This window comes from Veillonella sp. 3_1_44 (genome assembly GCF_000163715.1).
Lineage (GTDB): Bacteria > Bacillota > Negativicutes > Veillonellales > Veillonellaceae > Veillonella > Veillonella parvula_A.
Window position 1 is genome coordinate 33,717 of the sequence record NZ_GG770199.1, and the last position, 24,785, is coordinate 58,501.

The following is a 24,785-nucleotide window of genomic DNA, read 5'->3' on the forward strand; positions in this document are numbered from 1 at the left end:
AGATTTCATAGAACGGCTTGGGGTTAGCCGTTATCTTCAGGTTAAGGAGGGGATCCATGCGGTTATTTATTGCAGAAAAGCCATCCATGGCTCGCGAAATCAGTAAATGCTTACCAGAAAATAAGAATATCCAAAAACGGAATGGTTATTTTATCCAAGGGGATGATGTGGTGACTTGGGTAGTAGGTCATGTATTGCATCAGGCTGAGCCAGGAGATTACGATGATAAATATATCCGTTGGCGCCCTCAAGATCTTCCTATCGTGCCTGATGAGTGGAAATTGCTTGTCACAGATAGCAGCCGTCAACAGTTTGAAATTGTAAAAGACCTTATTAGTAAAGCAGATGTCATTGTCAATGCAGGTGACCCGGATCGAGAAGGTCAACTTTTAGTTGACGAAGTTTTGTACTATGTAGGTAATACAAAACCAGTGCAGCGTATTCTATTAAATGCCCTCGATGAAAAATCTATTCGTTCTGCTCTTGATGATTTGAGAGATAACAAGGACTTTCACAATCTATATCAATCTGCATTGGCAAGAGCGCGAGCAGACTGGCTCATTGGGATGAATTTATCTCGGGCCTATACATTATCTGAACGTTATAAAGGTCATAAGGTAACATTGCCAATTGGTCGTGTAAAGACGCCAACGTTAGCTCTTGTTGTACGTAGAGAACGAGAGTTAGCTGCATTTAAACCAGTAGACTATTTTACTGTAAAGGTATTATATAACCATCCTAATGGGGTGTTTTGGGCGACTTGGCAGCCTACAGACGAACAAAAGGGGCTTGACCCAGATGGACGACTCATTAATAAAGCTATTGCTGATGAATTAGTAGAATGTTTACAAGCTGGACCAGACGGTTTTATTAAAGGTGTTACAAAGTCTAAGAAAAAAGATGTACAACGATTGCCTTTATCCTTATCATCCTTACAAGTATTGGCAGGTAAAGCCTTTTCTTATGATCCACAGACTGTACTTGATACAGCGCAAAAATTATACGAAAAGAAATTAACTACCTATCCACGTTCTGATTGTGAATATTTACCACCCAATCAATATGATGATCGCAATGCAATCCTCAACAATCTACAAAATGCAGGTGATGAGAGATTAGCACAGTGGGCTGCCGATGCAGATCGTTCTATTAAGAGCCGTGCTTGGAATGAAAAGAAAATTACCGCCCATCATGCTATTATTCCTACAACGGTGGCCTGCAATATAAATAGTTTGTCCCAAGAGGAGCGAAATATTTATTTCCTCATCAGTCAAGCTTATATTGCGCAATTTTATGGGGAGCATATTTACGAGCAAACTAAAATTGTAGTAGAACAATGTAAGGAAGAGTTTGTAGCTAATGGTCGTGTAGTTATCGAAGAAGGATGGAAATTGCTTTATAAACGACATAAGTCTAAATCTACGACAGACAATGACGAGCCTGATCTAACCGATGAGCGTGGGGCTGAATCAGACCCTAAAAAAGAGGTTATTGAAGAAACGGACCACTTGCCAGCGGTTAAAAAGAACGATACTGTTTTATATACGGATTCTTCTGTAGAGGCTAAACAAACAAAGCCACCATCCCGTTTTACGCCGTCCACATTACTACAAGCGATGAAGGAAATTCATAAATTCGTAAAAAATGAAGACTTGAAAAAGCAATTAAAGGCTGTATCTGGTATTGGTACAGAAGCAACTCGGGCAAACATAATTGATGAGCTTATCAGTCGAGGCTTTATGAAAACGTCAGGGAAGAAGCAAGTCTTATCTCCAACGGAAACGGGCTATCTCTTAGTAGATGCTCTGCCAGAAGAGCTGCTTTATCCTGATGAAACAGCTGTTTGGGAAGAACGCTTAGCACTCATGAGTGAAGGAGCGGATACGTTAGATTCCTTCTTAGCGGATCAAATTAAGTTTTTACAATTATTAATTGATAAACTTGATTTTGATAAAGTAATAAACTTTGATCAAATGATGCCAAATGTGGTTCGAACTATAACGAGCCAAAATCGTAAACGCCCTATGGATAATGAAAGCATAGACTTGTCTTCATTGCCTGTATGTCCTAAGTGTAAAAAGGGCCGTTTGCAACAGCGGAATGGTAAATTTGGTGCCTTTTTAGGGTGCACGAATTATCCTAGGTGTAAACATACGCAGCAAGTAGAAGAGGATACTTCTAGTGTTGAAGGTAATATTGAAGTATCTGATGAAGATAAACAATATAAATGCCCTAGATGTAAAGTAGGTTACTTTGTGAAACAAGAGGTGAGAGGTCGAACAAACTGGATTTGTAGTAATCGATCTCAATGTAAGACCCAATGTTCTGATGTAGATGGGGTACCGAGTATTTATGTTAACAAATCTAACATTACTTAGAAATGATTGTTTTTATTGTAAATAATAAAAAGACGCGTACAGCTTAGCTGTACGCGTCTTTTTTGAAAATGTTCTTGTAGAAGAAAAATTGTTTCATTTAGTTTAGGATATTAAGCCGAATTTTATCTGCGTTTGCCACGACGCCCCGTTTGGGAGGTAGAAGCACGGCGTTGGCGTGTATTGGAGCCTTTGTGGCCTCGTGCTTTGTGAGCTTTCGCCTTAGTGGATTGGTAAGTGCTTGTAACCTTAGGTTTACTAGCTGATTTTGTGCGTTTTGGCGCAGTACTGGCGTTGCCCTTAGTCTTAATCTGACCATCTTTTGTATATTTGGTAAGCGTAGCTTGAATAGCTCGTTCAATACGTCTTAACCAAGCCTCATCCTGTGGAGTTGCAAATGTTACAGCAATACCTGAGTTACCAGCACGACCTGTACGTCCAATTCGATGGATATAGTAATCTACATCGCGAGGTACGTCGTAATTATATACATGTGTGATACCTTCAATGTCGATACCGCGAGCCGCAATATCGGTAGCTACTAAGATTTGTGTTTTCGCTTTTGCAAAGTCTCGTAGAATTTGTGTGCGACGACCTTGTGTCAAGTCACCGTGCATTTCTGCAATATTAAGCCCTGCTGCGGTTAACTCGTAGGATAAACGAATGGCACCTTCCCGTTTATTACAGAATACAATTGCTAAGAATGGATTGTCATCTTCAATCATTTTGATGAGACGTTGTGTTTTTTCTTCAGGATTCATCATATACACTCGTTGATCAATTGATTCGAGCGTGATATGTTTGCCTTCTGCTGTTACAGAAATAGGTTTAGACATGTATGCCTTTGCGAGATTTCGGATTTTATCTGGAATTGTTGCAGAGAATAGCAACAGTTGCCTATTAGCGTCTGTTTGGCCGATGAGATTTTCAATATCTGGTAAGAAACCCATATGCAACATTTGGTCTGCTTCGTCTAGTACAACACGGCGAATACAATCTAAATGTAGGGAACCGCGTTTTGCGTGATCTAATAATCGACCAGGTGTACCTAGAATAACTTGAGGACGACGTCCCAGTTGCTGTAGTTGGGCTTCAATAGTTTTACCACCGATGAGAGGGAGGATATCTACATTTAAAATAGAACCTAGTTCCTTCGCTTCGTCGGAAATTTGTTTAATTAGTTCCCGTGTAGGTGCAATGATAAGCACTTGTTCTTGATGAACATCAGTATGTACACGTTGTAAAATTGGCAGTAAGAAGGCTAGTGTCTTCCCCGTGCCTGTTTGAGCTTTTGCTATGACATCATTCCCTTTAAAGACGACAGGAATGGATTGTTCTTGAATTGGCGTGGGCTCCTTGATACCTTGTTTTTGTAGGGCTATGATGAGCTCATCACAAACACCTAAAGATTTAAAAGATTTCATGGATTGTCCTTTCTATAATACATATTATATTAATTATACAGTATGCACATACTAGGGGCAAATGAATTGAACTTGGAAGATTTATAGTCTTAATATATTCTAGACTCAAAAAAATATTATAGTACTTTCGAATATATTTTTTTGATAATATATAGAAAAATATTGATATAATTAAGTGAAATGAGAAATGAAAACATTAAAATAACTACATTTAAACTATTTATAAACTGTTAATTGAGAATGTGTTAGCATTTGTAAATGATAATCTTTGTAGTGTTTATTGATTACTGTATCTAAATATATAGCCATGAAATATTAAATTTCAGCTAGTATTCAGTATTTTATTAGATAATCATATAAATAATCTCATATTAAATATGATAATAAAATATAGATATGAGATAAAAATAAACCATAAAAATGATAATAATTGTTGAAATTAATGCTTGATTTGATATAATAATTTAAGATATTAATACGCATTATTATTTGGTGTGTTTAATATGAGGTTGTTAGGTACAATAATTAGGAGGTGTCGTATGGCTATCAAAAAGTTAAAAGACATGAAACCAGGTGAGTCTGGTCTTATTGTTGCACTACATGGCAGTGGCAATGTTAAGCATCGTCTAATTGACATGGGTCTTGTAAATGGTACAAAAATCCATGTTATGAAGTTTGCCCCTTTGGGGGATCCGGTGGAAATCAAAGTAAAAAACTTTGAATTAGCACTTCGTACAAGCGAAGCTGGCATGATTGATGTAGAGGTTCAATAGGAGGTTCACATGGCAGAAAATGGGCAAATTCGCATTGCCTTAGCAGGTAACCCTAACTGTGGTAAAACTACAATGTTTAACAATATCACAGGGGCGAAGCAACACGTTGGTAACTATGCCGGCGTTACAGTAGAAAAAAAGGAAGGCCATACGAACTTTGATGGCCATGAGTTATTGTTTATTGACTTACCAGGTACATATAGCTTAACTGCACGTTCCTTGGATGAGTTAGTAGCGCGTAATGTTATCGTAAATGATAACCCAGATGTTATTGTTAATGTTCTTGATGCATCTAACTTGGAACGTAACTTATATTTAGCTGCACAATTATTGGAACTTGAAAAGCCAATGGTTATTGCTCTAAACATGGCTGACGTTGCTGAAGAAATGGGCATCAAATACGACCTAAAAAAAATGGCAGAAATGACAGGGGCTACAATTGTTAGCACAGTAGGTCGTACAAACATTGGTACAAAAGACTTGTTAGAAGCAATAATTAGTGTAGCTGCTTCTCAAAAAGCTCCTGGTGTAACAATTAACTATGGTGATTTGTTAGAAGGTAAAATTAGTGAGCTTGTAGAATTGCTAAAACAAGCGGGCACTGTTACATATCCACTTCGTTGGATTGCTGTTAAGTTGTTAGAAAAAGATGCTGACGTTATTGGCAAAGTTATGCGCTTTGATAATACGGAAGCTGTTATTCAAAAGGCTGAAGCTATTCGTGAAGAAATTAAGGATCAAGTTGATCTTGATATTGTCTTCCAAGAATATCGTCACCGCTTTGCAGTAGAAGTATATAATACATGTTTAACACAAGCGCCAACTCAATTGGAAACACGCTCTGACCGTTATGACAAAATCTTAACGCATCGAATTTGGGGCTTACCAATCTTCATGGTTGTTATGTACTTATTGTTTGCGTTCGTTAACTTCGTTGGTGGTATTCCTCAAGGTTGGATCGAGGATGGTTTCGCTGCATTACAAGCTTATGCGGTTCAGACTATTCCAGAGGGCCAATTACAGTCACTCGTATCTGATGGTATTATTGCCGGCGTAGGTGCGGTACTTTCATTCTTACCATTAATTTTATTACTCTTCCTTGGCATTTCTTTCTTGGAAGATACAGGTTATATGGCTCGTGCAGCCTTCGTTATTGACCGTGTAATGCGCGCATGTGGCTTACATGGTAAATCCTTTATTCCTTTATTATTGGGTTTCGGTTGTTCCGTACCATCCGTAATGGGTGCCCGTATCCTCGACAACTACAAGGATCGAATGGTTACGATTTTGATTACACCATTCATGAGTTGTTCTGCACGTTTACCGGTGTATATCTTATTTGCAAATGCGTTCTTCCCAAATGGTTGGGATAGTACTTTAGTTGTATTCTCTGTATACTTCTTGGGTATCATCTTCGGTATTATCTTTGCAAAAATTTTCCGTAAGTTCTTATTTGCTGGTGAAGCAGAACCATTTGTAATGGAATTACCTCCATATCATTTGCCTACATTGAAAGCTACATGGATGCACATGTATGAACGTGCTAAATTGTACATCATTAAAGCCGGTACTTTCATTATGGCTGCTTCCATCTTGATTTGGTTCATCACTGCATATCCAATGGATGTAGAATACTCCAAAGATTATGATGCAGTGAAAGAACAAGTTGCTCAAGAGTATGAAGTAAAAGATGCAGCTACATTATCTCAATTCGGTATTGCTACAGATGACCAAAAAGATGCAGTTGATAAAATTGTTGAAGATATGAAATCTACTGTACAAGATGCTACTGATGCTGCTAAGCAAGCAGGAGAAGATGAACCTGAAGTAGCAGTAGAGGATGATTCTGAAGCACCTGAATTATTCAATGATATTAAAGATGAAAATAAAGACTTGTTCCCAGCAGCATGGGCAATGTATAAAAACAGTGCTAACTTAGATGCTGAAAATGACAAACTTGATAAAGAACAAGCTGCTGAAAAAATTGAACAATCCTATGCAGCATCCTTTGGTAAAGCAATCAACCCAGTACTTGAACCATTGGGCTTCGACTGGAAAATGGGCTTATCTCTCGTAGCTGGTTTAGCGGCTAAAGAGGTAGTAATTTCTACATTGGGTACAGTATATGCAGTAGGTGGTGATGATAAAAATCCAGCTCCATTGACTGATTACTTACAAAATGATCCAAACTTCTCACCATTGATTGCATTAACAATGATGTTGTTCGTATTAATTTACCCACCTTGTTTGGCAACATTAGCTGTTATCAAACGTGAAACAGGTTCTTGGAAATGGGTTGCATTCATGTTCTGCTATGAAAATACATTTGCATGGATTGCATGTTTCATCTTCTATAACATTGGTCGCGCATTAGGTTTCTAATCTAGAGTCGCTAAATAGGAGAGTTTAGCCACCTTTAGATTCTTTAAACAAAAATGAATTTAAAAATTGCGATTTTGTTATAAGTAATTTAAAAATAATACTTGATAATTATCAATATTCGTGGTTAAATGATAATGAGAAAAGGGAAATATCCTTTAGATATTGCTTTTATCTTGTTTATCACTAATACACATATTATAATTTAGTAGATATTGAGAAAGAGGCATAATAATGGATAATCTTGTTATAGGACTCATAGTTGTATTAGCATTAGCTTATATCGGTAATAAATTTTACAAACAAATGTCTGGTAAAGGTGGCTGTGGCTGTGGTGGCGGTAGCTCCAAGTCTGGCTCTAAAAAATCTTCTGGTTGCGGTGGTAACTGCAGCTGTGATGGTTCCAATAAAGCACTAGGCATTAAACGTACTGCTAAGTAAGCTAATACGAATTCTGAATTTGAATGAGGGGTCTCTATAATGGCTCCTCTTTTCAAATATAGTAATTAAATTTTTTATCATATTTAGTAGAAAGGAATATTATCATGTTCAACATCGATCAAAAAAATCTTAAAAACGCTAACTTATTCGCAGCAGGTCTTGCATTGGGTACTGTAGGTCTTAAAGTTTTAACTTCCAAAGACGCTAAAAAAGTATATGCTGGTATCGTAGCAGCTGGCCTTCGCGCTAAAGAAACTGTATTAGAAACAGCTGAAAAAGTACAAGCATCCGCATCTGATGTATTGGCAGAAGCTCAAGAAATCAACGAAGCACGCAACGAAGAAATCTTTGAAGAAAACAAATAATTGAGGATTTAACTATGTTACAATTTTCTGTTGTACGAAAACTCAGAAATCGCTTACACGTTAAGGTGTCTGGGCATCGCTTTACAGAAGCAGAAGCTGCTTATGTAGAGGATACATTGCTCCTTAATGATGCAATTGTAGATGTAACCTTCTACACTCGTAGCAGTCAAATCGCCATTAAACATAATGGTGATTCTGATGCTGTGCGTGATGCAGTACTTGGTCTACGCGATTTAGATTTGTCCGAAGCACCAGCTTTGAACGAATACTCTCCACGCTTGGTAAATAAAAAATACCGTGAAATGATGATTAACCGCACAGCAGTTTACTTAGGTAAAAAAGCAGTGCTTCCTGCACCGATTGCGGCTGCATGGGCTTGGTTTGACGGTATTAAATTTATCGGTAAAGCGATTAAAACATTGTGGCAACGTAAGTTAACTGTCGAAGTACTTGATGGTGTAGCTATTGGTGCTGCTTTACTTCAAAAAGACTACCCAACAGCTAGTGCTGTTATGTACCTATTGGGTATTGGGGATATTTTGGAAGAATGGACTCACCGTAAATCCGTATTGAATCTTGCTCAAAGCATGTCCTTGAACGTAGATAAAGTATGGGTATTGGTGGATGATATTGAGGTAAGCAAACCTGTTAACGAGGTTGTAGCTGGTGATCAAATTATCATTCGTCAAGGTGAAGTAATTCCTTTGGATGGCACTGTAATCGATGGTGTTGTTCTTGTTAATGAAAGCTCCATGACAGGGGAACCAGAAGCGGTTCGCCGTGACAAGGATACTTCTGTATATGCTGGTACTGTTGTTGAAGACGGTAAAGCTATTGTAGAAGTACGTAGTACATCTAAATCATCTCGTTACGAAAAAATCGTCAACCTTATCGAAGAGTCTGAACAAATGAAATCTGGTATGGAACAACAAGCATACCGCATGGCTGATAAATTAGTGCCTATTAGCTTTATCGGTGCTGGTTTAACATATTTGTTGACTCGTAATGTGATGAAAGCATTGTCTTTCGTAATGGTTGACTTCTCTTGTGCTCTTAAATTATCCATTCCATTAGCAGTACTTTCCGCTATGCAAGAAGCATCTAAACGCGGTATCACTGTTAAAGGTGGTAAGTTCCTAGAACAAATTGCACAAGCAGATATGATTGTGTTCGATAAAACAGGCACTCTTACTAAAGCTGAACCTGAGTTTGAACAAATTATTCCATTTAACGGTCATGATGCAGATGAAATGTTGAAATTAGCTGCATGTATTGAGGAGCATTTCCCTCATTCCATGGCAAAAGCAATTGTACGTGCTGCTAAGGATCATGCATTACCTCATAAGGAAATGCACTCTGACGTAGAATACGTTGTGGCTCATGGTATTGCATCTAAGGTTGGTCGCTATCGTGTACGCATTGGTAGTGCTCATTATATCTTTGATGATGAAAAAACAAAGATTCCTGCTGATGAACAAGAAAAATTCAATAATTTACCAAATACATCTTCACATATTTACCTCGCTATTGGTGGTACATTAGCAGCGGTTATTTGCATTAAAGACCCTGTACGTGAAGAGGCAAAACAAGTTATAGCTGATTTGCATGCATTAGGCATTAAAAAGGTTGTCATGATGACTGGTGACTCTAAGCGTAATGCACAACGCGTAGCTGATGAACTTGGTATTGATGAAGTGCATGCAGAAGTATTGCCAGAAGATAAGGCAAGTTATGTAAAACAAGCCAAAGCTGAAGGCTATACTGTTATGATGGTAGGGGACGGTATCAATGACTCCCCGGCAATTTCTGAGGCTCATGTTGGTATCGCTATGAATGAAGGCGCTCCAATCGCTCAAAAGATTGCTAATGTTACTATTTCTTCCGACCATCTACAAGCTCTTGTAGATTTGCGCCGCATTTCTATTGCATTGATGAAACGTATCAAAGCAAATTACAATGGTATCGTTGGTTTCAATGGTGCTCTTGTTGGTGGCGGTGTACTTGGCTTTATGCCACCAAGTCAAACTGCTTGGTTGCATAATCTATTCACATTGGGGATCGGGCTTGAAAGCATGACACCATTGTTGAAAAAAGAAGAACCAAAGGAAACTGTTCCTACAATTGATGTAACAGCTGATTCTGTAGTAGCTTAATCAAAGGAACCTCCATATAGGTATTGATTTACCTATATGGAGGTTTTTCTTTTTTGATGACATTTATCTATGATTATTGTAAAATACAAGGAGATTACATATCGTAGGAGATTTATATGAACATTTTGATAGATATTTGCAGACGCTCCTTCTATTTGAATCTATTTATTGTGGTAATTCCCATTATTGCATATATGATTCATAATGGATCGAGTGCGACAGTAGCACTAGTATGGTATTTGTTGTTATCCTTGTGTATGCCTTGGGCCTATTTATCATTTAAAAGCAGTACCTTTGGTGAGGGTAAATCTATAAGTCGTATCGCTTATGTAGTGAGCTGGGTTGTCGTTCACGGTATCAGCTATAAAGGAATTTTCTTAGGTATTGATTTATCCATGTTGTGGGGATGGCCAACAGTAGGTCGTGATATAGCCTTTTTATTAGCTATGTATTTAAGTGTCACATTTAGCTTGATTATAGCTTATGGCTTAACTCGATTGGTGGGAGACCGTAATGAATAAAAGTTTTTGGTTATTTACGTTAATTTGTTCACTTTTTGTAAGTGCTATTACGACAGTACTTTCATTAAGTGGGGCACTATCAATACCCATTTTAGTGTTCCCCGTTTTGTCGCTAGTCATACCAATTATGGTGCGACGACTAAAGAATGCCAAGTTTAACGATGATTTACCGCTAAGCATGGGCTATCATGCTTATAGTTGGGCTTGGTGGACGGTATTTTCGTTTCTTCATACACCATTTAGCTTTAATGTAGATAATGGATTAGCAAAAGTACTACTTTTATTTGTAGTATATTTTATCGTTCAAGTTCTTATTGAGCTATGTGGTTTGTTAGCCACAAAGTATTTCAATCGTACTCATCGATGGGGAATGATTGATGAAGCGTTAGATATAATTGCCTATACTATACCGATTCCGTTCTTGTATATTGCTTCAATCTTATATATAGATTTACAAGATCCGATGGTATATTTTATGTATGCATCATCCATGAATGTAAATATATTATTTGCTGAACTTGTATTATTATTAGTTTCTTTATTGGTCTTTGTATTCTATTTGTATCCAAGAGATTTAGCATATAAGGGTGTACGTTTGTTTCGTATCATTATTACTGCAGGCATATGGCTTGCTATGAACGCCCATATCTTGTATGGTGGTTATATTCCAGAATTTATTTTATCTTTAGTTCCCACCGTTTTTCCAACGTACCAAGGTAATCCACTAGTGTTTGTAACTCCAACTTTATTAGAAGCTGGTATGACCGGTGGCGCAGTGATTATAGGTGCATTGGTAGAGCGTGGTATTATTTCACGACGCCGTGAACGTATTTAATTTCTAGTTTCGACTTATATCCGTAAGGAATGAGAGCGAAGGAGGATCTATGAACAACATTGAACGTCCATTGGATGATAACTCAACTGTATCAATCCACGACAATGAAAAACTGAAGCAAGTTGAACGTAAAGAGGCCAAAAAAGAGAAGAAAAGTGGCATTACGATTCGAGAATTGACAATTATTGGTCTACTAGCAGGTATCACTATTGCATTAGGGCTTTCTGGTTATGGTATTATTCCATTAGGACCGCTAAATGTAACAACTTTACATGTACCAACTCTAATTGGTGCTATTGTAGAAGGACCAAAAGTGGGGGCCTTTGTTGGCTTTATCTTTGGTTGCTATAGTTTGTGGCAAAATATTACAGCTCCTAATATTTTATCCCCACTATTTATTAATCCAATCATTTCCGTATTACCGCGTATACTTTTCCCAGTATTAGCATATTTGGTATATCTATTATTGTGGAAAGCACCGCAAGGTCCGCGTATTATTGTTTCTGCTTTTATGGGGACTGTATTTCATACGATCATGGTTATGGGATTAATCTTCTTACTCTATGCAGATATGTTTGCTCTTAAAATGAATCTTAGTCCAGATCAAGTATTAGGCTCTATTGTATTCTTGTCTGTTACACATGGTATTCCAGAAGCAGTTTTTGCTGCTGTAATTGTAACACCAGTGGCAATGGCTTTACGAAAAGTATTGCGTAAGGATGCTCCTAAGAAAACTAAAGGTGAAGCTATGCGAGACGCAAAAGTTACAGACCATCAATTAGGAGAAACTGAAGTGGTAGAAACCAAATAAGCTGAAGTTGTAGACGAAAATATAACGAAATAGTATTTTACAGGCTTTTTATAAATATGATAAAATAAATATCATTCGATAAGTATTGAGGAGGATAATCATGGCTAAACGTATTCGTACTATCAACACTGAATCCTTACAAAAAACTGCTAAAACTGGCGGTTGTGGGGAATGTCAAACATCTTGCCAATCCGCTTGTAAAACAAGCTGCACAGTTGGTAACCAAGTTTGCAAACAAAAATAATGAAGAGGCTCGCTTAGCGGGCCTTTTTTATTTATGTTTTAAAGACATACATTGTATGGTATATCTTTATGACTCTTTTTATAACGTTTAGTGTGGAAATGTGGTACAATTATCTAGAAAGTTCTATATACTAGAGCTTTTACCATACAAATCAATTGGAGGTACCATGTTAGAATTAAAACCAATGATCCATAAGTTTCGGATGAAGGATAACTATTACTGCTTAGACGTAAATAGCGGTATTATCCATGTTATCGACGAACTCATCGATAGAGTTCTTGACATATATGATGGCACTAATCGCGATGCTGTACATGCTGCGTTAGATGCTAAAGAAGATGCAGTAGAACTAGATGAGATTATGGACGAGTTAGATGAGCTCATCAAAGCGGAGCAATTATTTGCACCGATGAGTAAAGAGTTTAAACTTGTAGTAGGTGAGAAACCTATTGTTAAGGCATTATGCTTAAATATTGCTCATGATTGTAACTTAGCATGCAAATATTGCTTTGCTAGTCAAGGTGATTACGGCGGTGTTAAACGAGAATTGATGAGCTTTGATGTAGCAAAACGAGCTGTGGACTTTCTTATTAAAATGAGTGGACCTCGCCAACATTGTGAAATTGACTTTTTCGGTGGTGAGCCATTGTTGAACTGGGATGTTGTTAAGCAAACGGTTGAATACATTGAATCCATTCAAGAAAAGCACAACAAAATCTTCAAACTTACATTGACCACGAATGGTATGCTTTTAACACAAGATAAAATTGATTATGTGAATGAGCATAAGATGAGTCTTGTATTATCTTTGGATGGTCGTGAATCCGTTCATAATGCGATGCGACCTGTAGCGGGTAGTGGTGCTGAATCCTATAAATATATTGCAAAGAATCTTGTCAATGCTGTAAAACAGCGTCACGGTCTTGAATACTATGTACGTGGTACGTATACACATAAAAACTTAGACTTTACTAAAGACGTTATGGCAATGTCTGATCTCGGCTTTGAGCATTTGTCCATGGAGCCTGTTGTCGGTGAAGAAGGGGACTATGTACTTCGTGAAGAAGATTGGCCAGCTTTAGAGAAAGAATATGAAAAACTAGCAGATATTTATTTACAACGCCAGTTAGAAGGCTGGGGTGAGAAGTTTAACTTCTTCCACTTCCGCATGGATTTATATCGTGGGCCATGTATGGCGAAACGCCTTCGAGGTTGTGGGGCAGGTCATGAATATATGGCGATTGTACCAAATGGTGATATTTATCCATGCCATCAATTTGTAGGCAAAGATGGATACGTGCTTGGTAATGTGTATGATGGTTTACAAAATACAGAGATTCCTAAAGATTTCCGTAATACACATGTATTCTCTAAGCCAATTTGTGCTGAATGTTGGGCGAAATTCTTCTGTTCCGGTGGCTGTCATGCGAACAACATTACATTGGGTGGCGATCTAGAGACACCTTATGAATTTGGTTGTCGTTTACAGAAGAAACGTATTGAATGTGCTATCATGATTCAAGCTGAATTAGAACAAGCTGGTATTGATGGCAGTATTCCTGTTGCATTAGGTTAATTACACTTGATTCTCCGAGTATAGTAGGAGTTTATATGAAACAAAATAGTAATCAAACTACAGAACGCTGGGGAATTCGCTATACCGGTATAGTTCAAGGGGTCGGATTCCGACCCCTTGTTTCTATGTTGGCCCATTCTCTAGGATTAACAGGTTTTGTATATAATGATAGTCAAGGCGTGTATGTTGAAGTTCAAGGTTTTCTAGGTGAATTGCAGTTATTTTTAGATGCTGTTCAAGAGGAGCAACCTCGTTTATGTCGTATTACTAGTCAAACTGTACAGCATCTTACACTTAATATGCATGAAAGTGATTTTGTTGTGCAGGCATCCCCTTTAGGTGAATCCGTGAGTACCTTTATTAGTGCTGATACTGCGCCTTGTAATGATTGCCTTAAAGAGTTACAACAAGATAAACGTAGAAAGGAATATCCTTTCATCAATTGTACAAATTGTGGCCCACGATATACGATAATCAAATCTTTGCCGTATGATCGGGAGCGGACGACGATGAACGAGTTTCCCATGTGTGAAGATTGTAAGGCTGAATATGAAGATATAGAGGGGCGTCGCTATAGAGCGGAGCCAAACGCATGCTCTCGCTGCGGTCCTCAATATACATTGTATAAGCCAGATCGCAAGGCTGTGGATACAGTGAATATATGGAATACTACGCGGGAATTGATTAATGAAGGTAGTATTATCGCAATAAAAGGTGTAGGAGGATATCATCTTGTTTGCGATGCTAGAAATGACGCTGCTGTACAACGCTTACGTAAGCGAAAGAATAGATCGCATAAACCATTAGCGATAATGGTGGGAACTCTAGATATGGCGATTGAGTTAGTACATATTAATGATGTAGAACTAGATATATTGACGGGGATGGAACGTCCTATTGTGTTATTAGAAAAAAATCATAATAGTTCTGTCCATTTGAGCTCTTATGTGGCTCCTGATAATCGTATGTTAGGTGTTATGTTGCCTTATTCACCAATGCATGAGGTGTTATTACCTTCTGATGCGGCATGGGTTATGACCAGTGGTAACAAAAGCGGTGATTCCGTATTATATAACGACGATCAAGCGTTTAATGAACTAGGTGAGGTAGCAGATTATTTCCTCATTCATAATCGTGAAATCTATGCTCCCCTTGATGATTCTGTGGTGGTGGTCATCAATAATAAACCTCGATTTATTCGTCGCAGTCGTGGCTATGTACCTGAGCCAATTCATTGTGACGGTTTAGAACAAACTTCGATATTAGCTATGGGCAGTGATTTGAAAAATGCGTTTGCTGTGAATAAAGGTAGTGAAGTTCTTGTAGGACCCCATATTGGAGATTTAGAGAATGCATCTACTCATAAAACCCTAGAATGGACTATTGAGCGATATAAAAATTTATTTTCTATACAACCAGAAAAGATTATTATAGATAGTCATCCCCAGTTTTTCTCTTCTCGGTTAGGTGAAAAAATAGGTGAAAGTTTCCATCTTTCTGTTGTACCTGTTCAGCATCATCATGCTCATATAGCGTCTGTTATGGCGGAACACAATTTAAGGGGGCTTGTACTAGGGATTGCTATGGATGGTACTGGCTATGGTCCAGATGGAACTATATGGGGGGGAGAATTTCTCCTTTGTAAAGGCAATCAATATCAGAGATTGGCACATATTCATGCGGCTCCATTGCCTGGCGGAGAAAAGGCTGTTACTGAACCTTGGCGACAAGCCTTATGGTATATTCGTAATTATTATGGTGATGATATCCCTTTTGTATATCAAGAATGGATGAAGGAACTTCCAAAGGGATGGGAAATTTTAGATAAAGCATTACAATCTAGAATGCCCATGATTCAAGCTACAAGCTGTGGGCGATTATTTGATACTGTAGGTGCTTTATTAGGTCTTGGTATGGTCCATAGTTATGATGCACAAATTGCCATTGCTTTAGAAACTCTATGTGGTGATGAAAAAGGATCATTACTTGCTTACAATTATGATGGACATATTCTTGACTTTACACCTACAGTTCAATCTATTATGGATGGTGTTGTTCGTGGTGAATGTCGAGCTCATTTAGCCGCTTCATTTCATAAAACAATGGCAATAGCACTATGTGAAACGGCTGCAGACTTGATGGAGCGATATAATATTAGTAATGCGGCCATGTCTGGTGGTGTATTTCAAAATCGTAAACTATTAGAATTTATATATAAGACGTGGCATATAGGTAATTTATATATGAATGAAGCGGTTCCCTCTAATGATGGTGGACTTGCTTTAGGACAACTGTGGTTAGGAAATCAATTATAAATTGTCATATAGCTCTTATTCTTAGATAAATTTATTTAGTAATGTCCTGAATATTGTTTAATCTATGTGAGTGCCATAGCTAGTTTAAGTTCTAGTTGTTTGTGCACACTATCACTAAATAATGAGTGTAACTGTGATACAATAATATTAATTTTATTCATATATTTCGGAGCTGTTTTATTGAAGTAAATGTATATAAAACTTGTTATAAATGATATAGATAAGGAGATAATATGTGCTTAGCTGTACCAGCGCAATTGATTGCTGTGAATGATGCTATTGGTACCGTTGAATTGACAGGTGCTACCCGTGACTGCAGCTTGCTCCTCGTACCAGATGCAAAGGTCGGGGACTGGTTGTTAGTTCATGCAGGTTTTGCTGTACAAATTGTTGATGAAGAAGAGGCTCAAAAAACATTAGAGGCCTTTAAGGAGTTAGAAGAACTTGAAGAAGCTTACTTTGCAGGAAAAGCAGCACACAGCTGATGCTTTGTTAAGGCGCATCAATGCGCTTCATAAGCCCGGTGAAACTGTGCGGCTTATGGAGGTTTGTGGTACGCATACAGTATCGATTTTCCGAGAAGGTCTTCGTCAATTATTGCCAAGTGGCATAGAACTTGTTAGTGGACCAGGATGTCCAGTATGTGTAACTGATCAAACCTATATGGATAAGGCTTTAGCCTATGCAGAACGTGAGGATGTTATTATTGCTACCTTTGGGGATATGTTAAAGGTTCCAGGTAGCTATAGTAGTCTCAATGAAGCTCAAACAAAAGGAGCTCATATCCATGTTATTTATACGCCTTTAGAGGTAATAGAACTTAGCAAAAAATATCCAGAAAAGAAAATAATATTCTTAGCTATTGGCTTTGAAACGACTATTGCGATTATATGTGCTACTGTGAAAGCCGTTCACGCAGCAGGACTTAAGAATGTATTCTTCTTAGTATCTCATAAATTAGTGCCTCCAGCATTGCGTGCACTATTAGATAAACAAGAAGGTCATATCGATGGATTTATTTTACCTGGCCATGTGAGTGTTATTATTGGTGAAGAACCATACCGATTTTTGCCCAAAGAATACGGTATTCCATCTTGTATCGCTGGCTTTGATGGCTTAGAAATATTGTCTGCCATAGCTAATATTTTAGAGCAACGTGAGTCTGGTAATATTGTAGTGGGTAATACGTATCATTCTGTAGTTATGCAGAAGGGAAACCCTGTAGCCCAAGCTATGATCGAGGAAGTATATGAAGTATGCGATGATGTATGGCGTGGTATTGGTGTGATTCCTAACTCTGGTTTAGCATTAAAGGGTGAGTATGCAGCTTATGATGTAGAGCTTGTCCTTCCTATTAACTTGGATAAACCATCTCTTGATCCTAAAGGCTGTCAATGTGGACGTGTTTTGCAAGGCCTTATTAAACCGAGTGAATGTCCGTTATTTGGTAAAAGCTGTACCGCAGATCATCCGGTGGGTGCCTGTATGGTATCTGTAGAGGGTAGCTGTGCTGCATGGTATAAATATGGTTATTCTAGTGGTGGATCGACGTGGGAGGATTAATATGGAACGAGTTCGCTTAGTCCATGGTAATGGTGGACGATTTAGTCATGAGTTGACGGACCGTTTTATTTTGAAATATTTTACAAATGATTTATTGGCGCCCCTACACGATGGTGCCCAGTTTCCTGTTACAGCCGGGCGCATGGCCTTCTCTACAGATTCTTATGTGGTGCAACCTGCGTTCTTTCCTGGTGGTAATATTGGCAAGTTGGCTGTTTGTGGAACTGTGAATGATTTAGCCATGAATGGCGCGATACCTCAATATTTAAGTTGTGGTCTTATTTTAGAAGAAGGTTTGGCCTTTGAAGAGCTAGATGAAATTCTTCGCACTATGTCAGAAATGGCAAAAGCCGCAAATGTTCAAATTGTTACAGGTGATACAAAGGTCGTTAAAAAGGGCGAAGTAGATAAAATCTACATTAATACTGCTGGTATTGGCATGATTCCAGATGGAATAGATATTGGTCCACATCGTGTGAAAGCAGGGCTAGATATCATTTTGTCTGGTGCTATTGGAGATCACTCCATTGCCGTTATGGGGCAACGGTTTGGGTTAGATTTATCTGACTCCTTAACAACTGACTGTGCACCACTAAATAAGATGGTTCAAGCAGTATTAGATAAAGTAGGAACTCAAGTTGCTTTGTTGAGAGATCCCACTCGTGGTGGCCTAGGTACCGTTTTAAAAGAGATCGCTGATCAGAGTCAAGTAGGCATTAAGGTTGAAGAAACGGCCATACCTATTCATGAAGAAGTACTGTCAGTATGTAATATATTAGGGTATGACCCTTTATATTTAGCGAATGAAGGGAAAGTAGTCCTTATCGTTGAGCCATCTATTACAGACGAAGTTCTTAAGATTCTTCATAGTTTTGAAGAGGGAAGCGAAGCTACTTTAATTGGTAAAACTTTAGATAAAAATATTGGTAAGGTTGGTCTACAAACGGCTATTGGAGGTGTTCGTCTGATTGATTTATTAGGCGAAGATCAGGTTCCACGAATTTGTTAAATTTATAATTAATAAAAGTAATTAAACTATATCATTTTATTAATCTTTTCATTTCAATTTTTGAGCTTTCTAGATGTAGCTTGTATTAGATGTTGACACGATTTATCGTTGATGATAGCATTAAATTAAGTTGCGTAAAATTCATTAAGAATTCATCGAAAATCTATATTATGTTAGTATCTTTATGTGTAAGTTCTTATACTTTCACTAGAATCTATGTATAGAATTTGTTAAAATATAAGTATCTATAGGAGGCTTATTATGAAAAAGAAGATTATTACAGCTGTTCTAGGGATTTGTTTAACTACAACTGCATTTGGTGGTATCTTGACAACTCAAGCTGGTGGACTTAGCAGCATTCTTGGTGGTGCAGCTAAAATTGGTGGTATCGGCATTGTTGTTAACAAATTTGGTCCACAAATTGACTCTTTCCTAAATAAATTATTGAAACAAAATAACTTGAGTACTGAATATACAACTAAAGTAGTTCCTATTATCAGTATTGGTACAAAAGGTTATATCGGTGCGGCTCAAGTTACTGGGCCTGCTTCTAGCATTGAAGAAGTTAAAGCTGTTGCTCAAGTAGAAGGTAGCTTTAATGGTATGGTTCGTGTAAAAGGATTAGTTCCTGTTAATAGCACAAACCCAGTTGGTGCATCTCGTGTTCAAGGCGTAGGTGTATCTGCGATTATTGATTTGAAAATTTAATGGCCACTGAGCATATAAATTGATAGACTCAGGGAATAAGCACGGTCTTAGGCCCGTGCTTATTCTGTTGTATAACAGTTATACATTAGATACATTGTGGAGGAATTTATGAAGAAACAAGTACTTACACTTTTAATGGCATCCCTAATTTCAGGCACTGCATTTGCCGCTCCTGGTACAGTAACTGAAAAAACAAATGTTTTAGAAACTACTGTATATGGAGCCGTACAAGATGGTGCTGTTGTGGACCGCATTAATCAACTTGATGAAACCGTGTATGGTACTGGTTTCAATGGTAATTCCGCAACATTGAGTAAACGTGTTGACTCCCTCTACAATTCTGTAGAAGGCAGTGGTACTAATATTTCTTTGCGCGAAGAAATGGATGCATTGGAATATACATATCAAAATAGCATTAACGCAGGATCTCTTGTAGACCGTGTAGAAAAGATGGAACGTAGCGTTAATGGTCGCATTGGTAGCGGTTCCTTACAAAAACGTATTATCTCTTTGAAGACAAAGGTATATGGTAGCAATGTGGCTCTTACTAACCAAGTAGGTACATTGTCTGGTAATCAAGTGTTCAAAGTGACTCTAAATGAAGCGGTTTCTTCTAAAACTAGTCATGAAGGTGACACTATATCCTTTACTGTTGCAGAAAATGTAATGGATGGCAATGTCTTATTAGTACCTGCGGGCACTGTAGGTTCCGGAACAATTACTTCTTTGAAAAAGGCTCGTTCCTTTGGTCGTAATGGTGCGTTAGATATTACATTTGATACAATCCCAGCTATTGATGGTACAGAATTTACTGCTGTACAAGGTAAAGAGGCTAAGGATAAAACCCGTAGTGAAGTTAAAGCAGCAGGTGCATCTGTAGCGGGCGCAGTTCTACTCGGTCCTGTTGGGCTTGTAGGGGGCGCTTTCATCAAAGGTAAAAATATTGAGTACCCAGCTGGTGCTACTGTATATGTACAACCTCAAGATTCCGTAACAATTCAAGGTCTTGTTATTGGTGGCGATGGTTTAGCTCATAGTGATGATGAATTAGCTGATGCTGTAACTGTACCTAATACAACAGGTGAATCTGAAGAATATGTAGAAAATAATGATACTGATGAAAATGCAGCTGTAGCTGAAGATACTACAGCAGTTGAGGAGCCAGAAGAACCTGTAGAAAATGTTTCTCAACCTATCGTTGTTGTAAAGCGTAATCAATAATTAACAAATTCTTAAAGTAATAGGAGTTCTAGTAACCATGAGGAAACGTAAAGTACAATGGCTGGCAGCGGCATGTGTTGTTTGTTTAGCACAACCTGTATGGGCCGCTACTGAGTCAACTATTGTATATCAAGATACATTGGATAGCGTAGGTCAATCCTATGCAGGAGAAATTTCTAAAGCATCTACACCTGAATATAGTAATATCCGTGTTGTACGTCGTGGTGAAAAAGCGAAATCTGCTGCTCCTGCTGAACAGTTGCCTACACGTATCGATGCTAATAAAATGTCTTATACTGGCTCTACAGGTGATGTATATGCTCAAGGCGATGTTGTGGTGTCTCAAGGCAATCAAACTTTGATGGCCCCCCGTATTGAAGGTAATACTAAAACCACAGAATATCGTACTGTTGGGGGCTATCGCTATTTGGAAGATGGCGGTAAAACAAAAGATATTACAGGTCAAAATATGACGTATCGCACTAGCGATCGTCACTTTGAGGCAGACCAAGCCATGGGATGGAGCGATCCCTATTATGTAAAGGGCAATAACGCCACTTTTGATGGACAAATAGGCCATATGGAAAAGGGCATGGTCACTACAAAACATGCAATGGCTTTTGTTCATACTCCAGATTATCGTGTGGAGGGTCAAGATATTCAGGTATATCCTGGTGATAAAGTCGTTATTAAAAAACCATCCTTTTATATTAAAAACTTTAAAGTATTATCCTTGCCATCTTATACGACTTCATTGCGTCATGACAAAGAAGGCAAATTTAGTATTTTTTCCTTAATACCAAAACCTACGTATAGTAACGATGATGGTATTGGCTTACATGGTAGTACAGAATATCCTATCGGTAAAAATGGTGAAGCTTATATTGACTATCGTTGGTATTCTAAATCTGGTTTTAAACCACAGGTGGGATATCGTCATTATTTACCTTGGGGGACTGCTTCTGTTGGTTATAGCAAGGAATCTAATGAATATAATGATGAAACAGTATGGGTAGAAAAAATAGGTGAAGCTCGTTTGGATACTCATACATATCATGTAGGAAATTCTCCAATTACTGTACGTGGTGGTGTTAATGCTGGTTATTGGAAAGAGGGTTCTGTAAAAGGTTCTCATAAGGAATATTATGCAGAGGTTTCTCATGATCCGATTAAGCTTGGTAAAAATGCTGATTTGCGCTTCTTAGGTGGTTACCAACGTGACTACTATGGCTATGATGGTAGTATCCGTAGCATGCCTTATTGGGGTGCTAGATTCCAATCTAAAGTTGGTAATCGTGCTAATGTATGGGTTAGTTATAATCAACGAAATATAACCTACAATAATTCCCCTTATCGTTTTGACACGACAGAACTTCCAAAAGAGCTTATTTATGGCGGTACGTATAAATTGACTCGCCTAGATGATATTTCTGTAAGTGTTAAGAATAACATGATGAGTGGGGATATTGATTCTGTCTATTATACATGGCATCGTGATTTACACTCCTTCGATATGTACTTAACATATAAAGATGGACATAAAAATAAAAATGATCAATGGAAAATTAAATTTGTAGGTAAAGACTTTTAGTTAGGAGAATACTATGCAACGCATTAGAAAAGCTGTAATTCCAGCAGCTGGTTTTGGTACACGTTTCTTACCAGCTACCAAGGCACAACCAAAAGAAATGCTTCCTATTGTCGATACACCTGCTATCCAATACATTGTAAAAGAAGCTTTAGATTCTGGGATTGAAGAAATTCTAATTATTACAGGTCGTAATAAACGTGCTATTGAGGACCATTTTGATAGTAGTGTTGAATTAGAATTGTTATTACAAAGTCAAGGTAAAAATAAACCATTGGCTATGATCAAGGATTTGGCGGACATTAAAGTTCACTTTATTCGTCAAAAAGCACCTCGTGGACTTGGTGATGCTGTATTGTGTGCAAAAGCATTTATTGGTGATGAGCCATTTGCAGTGTTACTTGGTGATGATATTGTTTACAATCCAGAAAATCCATGCTTAAAACAGTTGATTGATTGCTATAATGAGCATCCTGGTATTATTTTAGGCGCTCAATTTGTACCGGAAGATAAAGTTAGTTCTTATGGTATTGTATCTGGTGAAGCATTGGCTGATAATTTATATCGCGTTGATAACTTGGTGGAAAAACCTAAGAAAGAGGATGCTCCATCTCGACTCGCTGTATTAGGTCGTTATATTTTAACACCAGATATTTTTAATATCTTAGAAGCTACTAAGCCTGGTGTAGGTAATGAAGTCCAATTAACTGATGCATTGGCAGCCTCTAAAACGGATACGTATGCATTAGCATATGAAGGTATTCGCTACGATACAGGGGATAAATTGGGCTATTTAAAAGCCACTGTTGAGTATGCATTGCGCAACGAAGAATTGGGTGAAAGCTTTAAAGCTTACCTAAAGGAATTGGATCTAAAATAGATAATCTATGAGACTTCCACGTGAAGGGCCTATGATATGTGTCATAGGCTCTTTTTGTTTATAGTTTCAAACTCATTTGATATTTGTTAACATATGAATAATGCCTTTTGTTGACGAATGAAATAATGTTGATTATAATCAAGATATTGAATAAATAAAAGGACTGTGATTATATGAGAACATTATTTAAAGCATTATGTAATAATGATTTGAACCTACCGGGACATAGCGTTATTAAACATATGCATTATGATTCCTCAGGTAGTGATAGAACCGTATGTGAAATTGTATCGAAAGTAGCAAAAACTACCACAATTGGTATTATGGATACGTCTGGCTTCTTAATGGTCGATTTACGACCAGTGCCAAAACAATTTAACATTCGTTCTACTATAAACCAACAGGGAGCAGATGGTGCTATATCTTTCTCTAAGAAAGAGGTCATACGATTTGTAAATGATATTAATGATACGAATCCTATCCATCGTGAGAATCCTTATGTTGTTCCTGGCTGCATGATTTTAGAAACGATGTGGGATTTTTGGAATATTAGTAAATCTGCTTTGCAAATGGCGATTTATTTTCATGCACCAGTTATTGCAGATGACAAGGTAACTTTGGTGGAATATCCTGAAGATGCTCATGTAGAAGGTTACATTGGTGATACATTGGCATTTTCGGCTACGTTTTTCGGTGAAAATGAAGATTCATCATCTTTGAAACAAAGATGTATTAGTTAGAGGTAATTATGGAAACAAGACGTTTAACAAAAATGGCTTTATTAACAGCCTTATTATGTATTTCAGCATATATTTCTTTCCCATTGCCATTTAGTCCCGCTATGGTAACGGCTTTGACTTTGGTAGCCACATTAATCGGCTTATTGTTACAGCCTAAGGATGCACTTATCGTATTTATCATTTATATTTTGCTTGGTGCAGTTGGGTTACCAGTATTTGTTGGCGGTACGGCTGGTCTTGGCAAATTGTTGGGACCAACAGGTGGCTTTATTTTTTCTTGGCCAGTTGCATATACATTACTAAGTATATTTAAAGGTTCTAAAAAAAGCTTTTTCTCTTATGCCTGGCGATCTCTTGTGATTACCATTCCTGTAGTGTACCTCTTTGGTGTAGCAGGTTTTATGATTGTTACAAAAACAGAACTTTGGGCGGCCTTGCCTGTAGTCATGTTCCCATTTATTCCTGGAGATATCGTAAAATGTCTGGTTGCTTCTTGGTTAGCAACTAAAGTTAAAATTTAGAATACAATTAAAGTGGCATTCTGCGGGATGCCTCTTTTTTGCTTTGTACGCCGAATAGGCATGACTAAACCCCCAGTTAAACTGGGGGTCAGTAAAAATTCTTAGAGAAAAGGAAAGAACCTCCTAGTGCTAGAATGGAGTTGGTCTGGCAACCACAACATTTCAACATAGGAGGTTCAATGTCAATGAATGACGTAAAAAGCTTATCACATAGTAAATGGAGATGTAAATATCATATTGTTTTTGCTCCAAAATATAGAAGACAAATAATTTATGGTCGGATAAAAGCTGATGTAGGTAAAATTCTAAGAGATTTATGTAAAAGAAAAAATGTAGAGATTAT

The 24,785-nt window shown here is 37.7% G+C and carries 23 protein-coding genes; 22 read left to right on the forward strand and 1 reads right to left on the reverse strand.

Annotated elements, in window-relative coordinates:
• The first annotated feature begins 56 nt into the window (after nt 1–56).
• A complete protein-coding gene (locus tag HMPREF0873_RS00150; RefSeq protein WP_008713605.1) occupies nt 57–2,378 on the forward strand; it encodes a DNA topoisomerase 3 in 2,322 nt (773 codons plus the stop codon).
• A 122-nt stretch (nt 2,379–2,500) separates the two neighbouring features.
• On the opposite strand, the gene HMPREF0873_RS00155 is transcribed toward HMPREF0873_RS00150, so the two are convergent.
• Nucleotides 2,501–3,799: a DEAD/DEAH box helicase gene (locus HMPREF0873_RS00155; protein ID WP_008713607.1), complete on the reverse strand. Its 1,299-nt coding sequence runs from the start codon at nt 3,797–3,799 to the stop codon at nt 2,501–2,503.
• 539 nt (nt 3,800–4,338) lie between these two features.
• On the opposite strand from HMPREF0873_RS00155, the gene HMPREF0873_RS00160 reads away from it, so the two are divergent.
• The 21 genes from HMPREF0873_RS00160 to HMPREF0873_RS00255 form a co-directional block, all read left to right on the forward strand.
• Nucleotides 4,339–4,572 carry a FeoA family protein gene (locus HMPREF0873_RS00160; protein ID WP_004697076.1) on the forward strand — a complete coding sequence of 78 codons (234 nt, stop codon included), beginning with the start codon at nt 4,339–4,341 and terminating at the stop codon, nt 4,570–4,572.
• A 9-nt stretch (nt 4,573–4,581) separates the two neighbouring features.
• Nucleotides 4,582–6,954, forward strand: coding sequence for a ferrous iron transport protein B (gene feoB / locus HMPREF0873_RS00165; RefSeq protein WP_005387093.1), 2,373 nt, complete (start codon nt 4,582–4,584; stop codon nt 6,952–6,954).
• A 231-nt stretch (nt 6,955–7,185) separates the two neighbouring features.
• Entirely contained in the window at nt 7,186–7,392 is a 207-nt protein-coding gene (locus HMPREF0873_RS00170; protein ID WP_004697259.1) for a FeoB-associated Cys-rich membrane protein, read from the forward strand.
• A gap of 104 nt (nt 7,393–7,496) precedes the next feature.
• The gene (locus HMPREF0873_RS00175; protein ID WP_004697111.1) at nt 7,497–7,757 is read left to right on the forward strand and encodes a DUF6110 family protein; all 261 of its coding nucleotides are present in this window, start codon (nt 7,497–7,499) and stop codon (nt 7,755–7,757) included.
• 14 nt (nt 7,758–7,771) lie between these two features.
• Entirely contained in the window at nt 7,772–9,910 is a 2,139-nt protein-coding gene (locus tag HMPREF0873_RS00180; protein WP_008713614.1) for a heavy metal translocating P-type ATPase, read from the forward strand.
• Nucleotides 9,911–10,026: 116 nt separating this feature from the next.
• Nucleotides 10,027–10,431 carry a hypothetical protein gene (locus HMPREF0873_RS00185; protein WP_008713616.1) on the forward strand — a complete coding sequence of 135 codons (405 nt, stop codon included), beginning with the start codon at nt 10,027–10,029 and terminating at the stop codon, nt 10,429–10,431.
• A complete protein-coding gene (locus HMPREF0873_RS00190) occupies nt 10,424–11,266 on the forward strand; it encodes a hypothetical protein (protein WP_008713617.1) in 843 nt (280 codons plus the stop codon). Before HMPREF0873_RS00185 ends, HMPREF0873_RS00190 begins: the two co-directional genes overlap by 8 nt.
• A 49-nt stretch (nt 11,267–11,315) precedes the next feature.
• On the forward strand, nt 11,316–12,077 hold the full coding sequence (locus HMPREF0873_RS00195; RefSeq protein ID WP_012864151.1) for an ECF transporter S component: 762 nt from the start codon (nt 11,316–11,318) through the stop codon (nt 12,075–12,077).
• Between the two features lie 100 nt (nt 12,078–12,177).
• The gene (gene scfA / locus HMPREF0873_RS09835; RefSeq protein WP_004693318.1) at nt 12,178–12,321 is read left to right on the forward strand and encodes a six-cysteine ranthipeptide SCIFF; all 144 of its coding nucleotides are present in this window, start codon (nt 12,178–12,180) and stop codon (nt 12,319–12,321) included.
• Between the two features lie 166 nt (nt 12,322–12,487).
• Complete coding sequence (gene scfB, locus HMPREF0873_RS00200; protein ID WP_004697254.1) at nt 12,488–13,897, forward strand: thioether cross-link-forming SCIFF peptide maturase; 1,410 nt, start codon at nt 12,488–12,490, stop codon at nt 13,895–13,897.
• Between the two features lie 35 nt (nt 13,898–13,932).
• Nucleotides 13,933–16,212, forward strand: coding sequence for a carbamoyltransferase HypF (gene hypF / locus HMPREF0873_RS00205; protein WP_008713625.1), 2,280 nt, complete (start codon nt 13,933–13,935; stop codon nt 16,210–16,212).
• Between the two features lie 233 nt (nt 16,213–16,445).
• Complete coding sequence (locus HMPREF0873_RS00210) at nt 16,446–16,697, forward strand: HypC/HybG/HupF family hydrogenase formation chaperone (RefSeq protein WP_004693324.1); 252 nt, start codon at nt 16,446–16,448, stop codon at nt 16,695–16,697.
• Nucleotides 16,657–17,775, forward strand: coding sequence for a hydrogenase formation protein HypD (gene hypD / locus HMPREF0873_RS00215; protein WP_008713626.1), 1,119 nt, complete (start codon nt 16,657–16,659; stop codon nt 17,773–17,775). The genes HMPREF0873_RS00210 and hypD overlap by 41 nt, the downstream gene beginning before the upstream one ends.
• Nucleotide 17,776: 1 nt before the next feature.
• Nucleotides 17,777–18,784 (forward strand): hydrogenase expression/formation protein HypE, encoded by a 1,008-nt coding sequence (gene hypE / locus HMPREF0873_RS00220; RefSeq protein ID WP_008713629.1) that lies wholly within the window; start codon nt 17,777–17,779, stop codon nt 18,782–18,784.
• Nucleotides 18,785–19,045: 261 nt separating this feature from the next.
• Nucleotides 19,046–19,492: a hypothetical protein gene (locus HMPREF0873_RS00225; protein WP_004697051.1), complete on the forward strand. Its 447-nt coding sequence runs from the start codon at nt 19,046–19,048 to the stop codon at nt 19,490–19,492.
• 108 nt (nt 19,493–19,600) lie between these two features.
• Entirely contained in the window at nt 19,601–20,713 is a 1,113-nt protein-coding gene (locus tag HMPREF0873_RS00230; RefSeq protein ID WP_038125303.1) for a hypothetical protein, read from the forward strand.
• Nucleotides 20,714–20,750: 37 nt separating this feature from the next.
• A complete protein-coding gene (locus HMPREF0873_RS00235) occupies nt 20,751–22,304 on the forward strand; it encodes an organic solvent tolerance protein OstA (protein WP_004697340.1) in 1,554 nt (517 codons plus the stop codon).
• Nucleotides 22,305–22,317: 13 nt separating this feature from the next.
• On the forward strand, nt 22,318–23,181 hold the full coding sequence (galU, locus tag HMPREF0873_RS00240) for a UTP--glucose-1-phosphate uridylyltransferase GalU (RefSeq protein ID WP_004693334.1): 864 nt from the start codon (nt 22,318–22,320) through the stop codon (nt 23,179–23,181).
• Nucleotides 23,182–23,354: 173 nt separating this feature from the next.
• Complete coding sequence (locus HMPREF0873_RS00245) at nt 23,355–23,921, forward strand: hypothetical protein (RefSeq protein WP_008713634.1); 567 nt, start codon at nt 23,355–23,357, stop codon at nt 23,919–23,921.
• A gap of 8 nt (nt 23,922–23,929) precedes the next feature.
• Complete coding sequence (locus HMPREF0873_RS00250; RefSeq protein WP_004693338.1) at nt 23,930–24,442, forward strand: biotin transporter BioY; 513 nt, start codon at nt 23,930–23,932, stop codon at nt 24,440–24,442.
• Nucleotides 24,443–24,627: 185 nt separating this feature from the next.
• Nucleotides 24,628–24,785 (forward strand): transposase (locus HMPREF0873_RS00255; protein ID WP_198003468.1); only part of this gene is annotated, 158 nt, incomplete at its 3' end.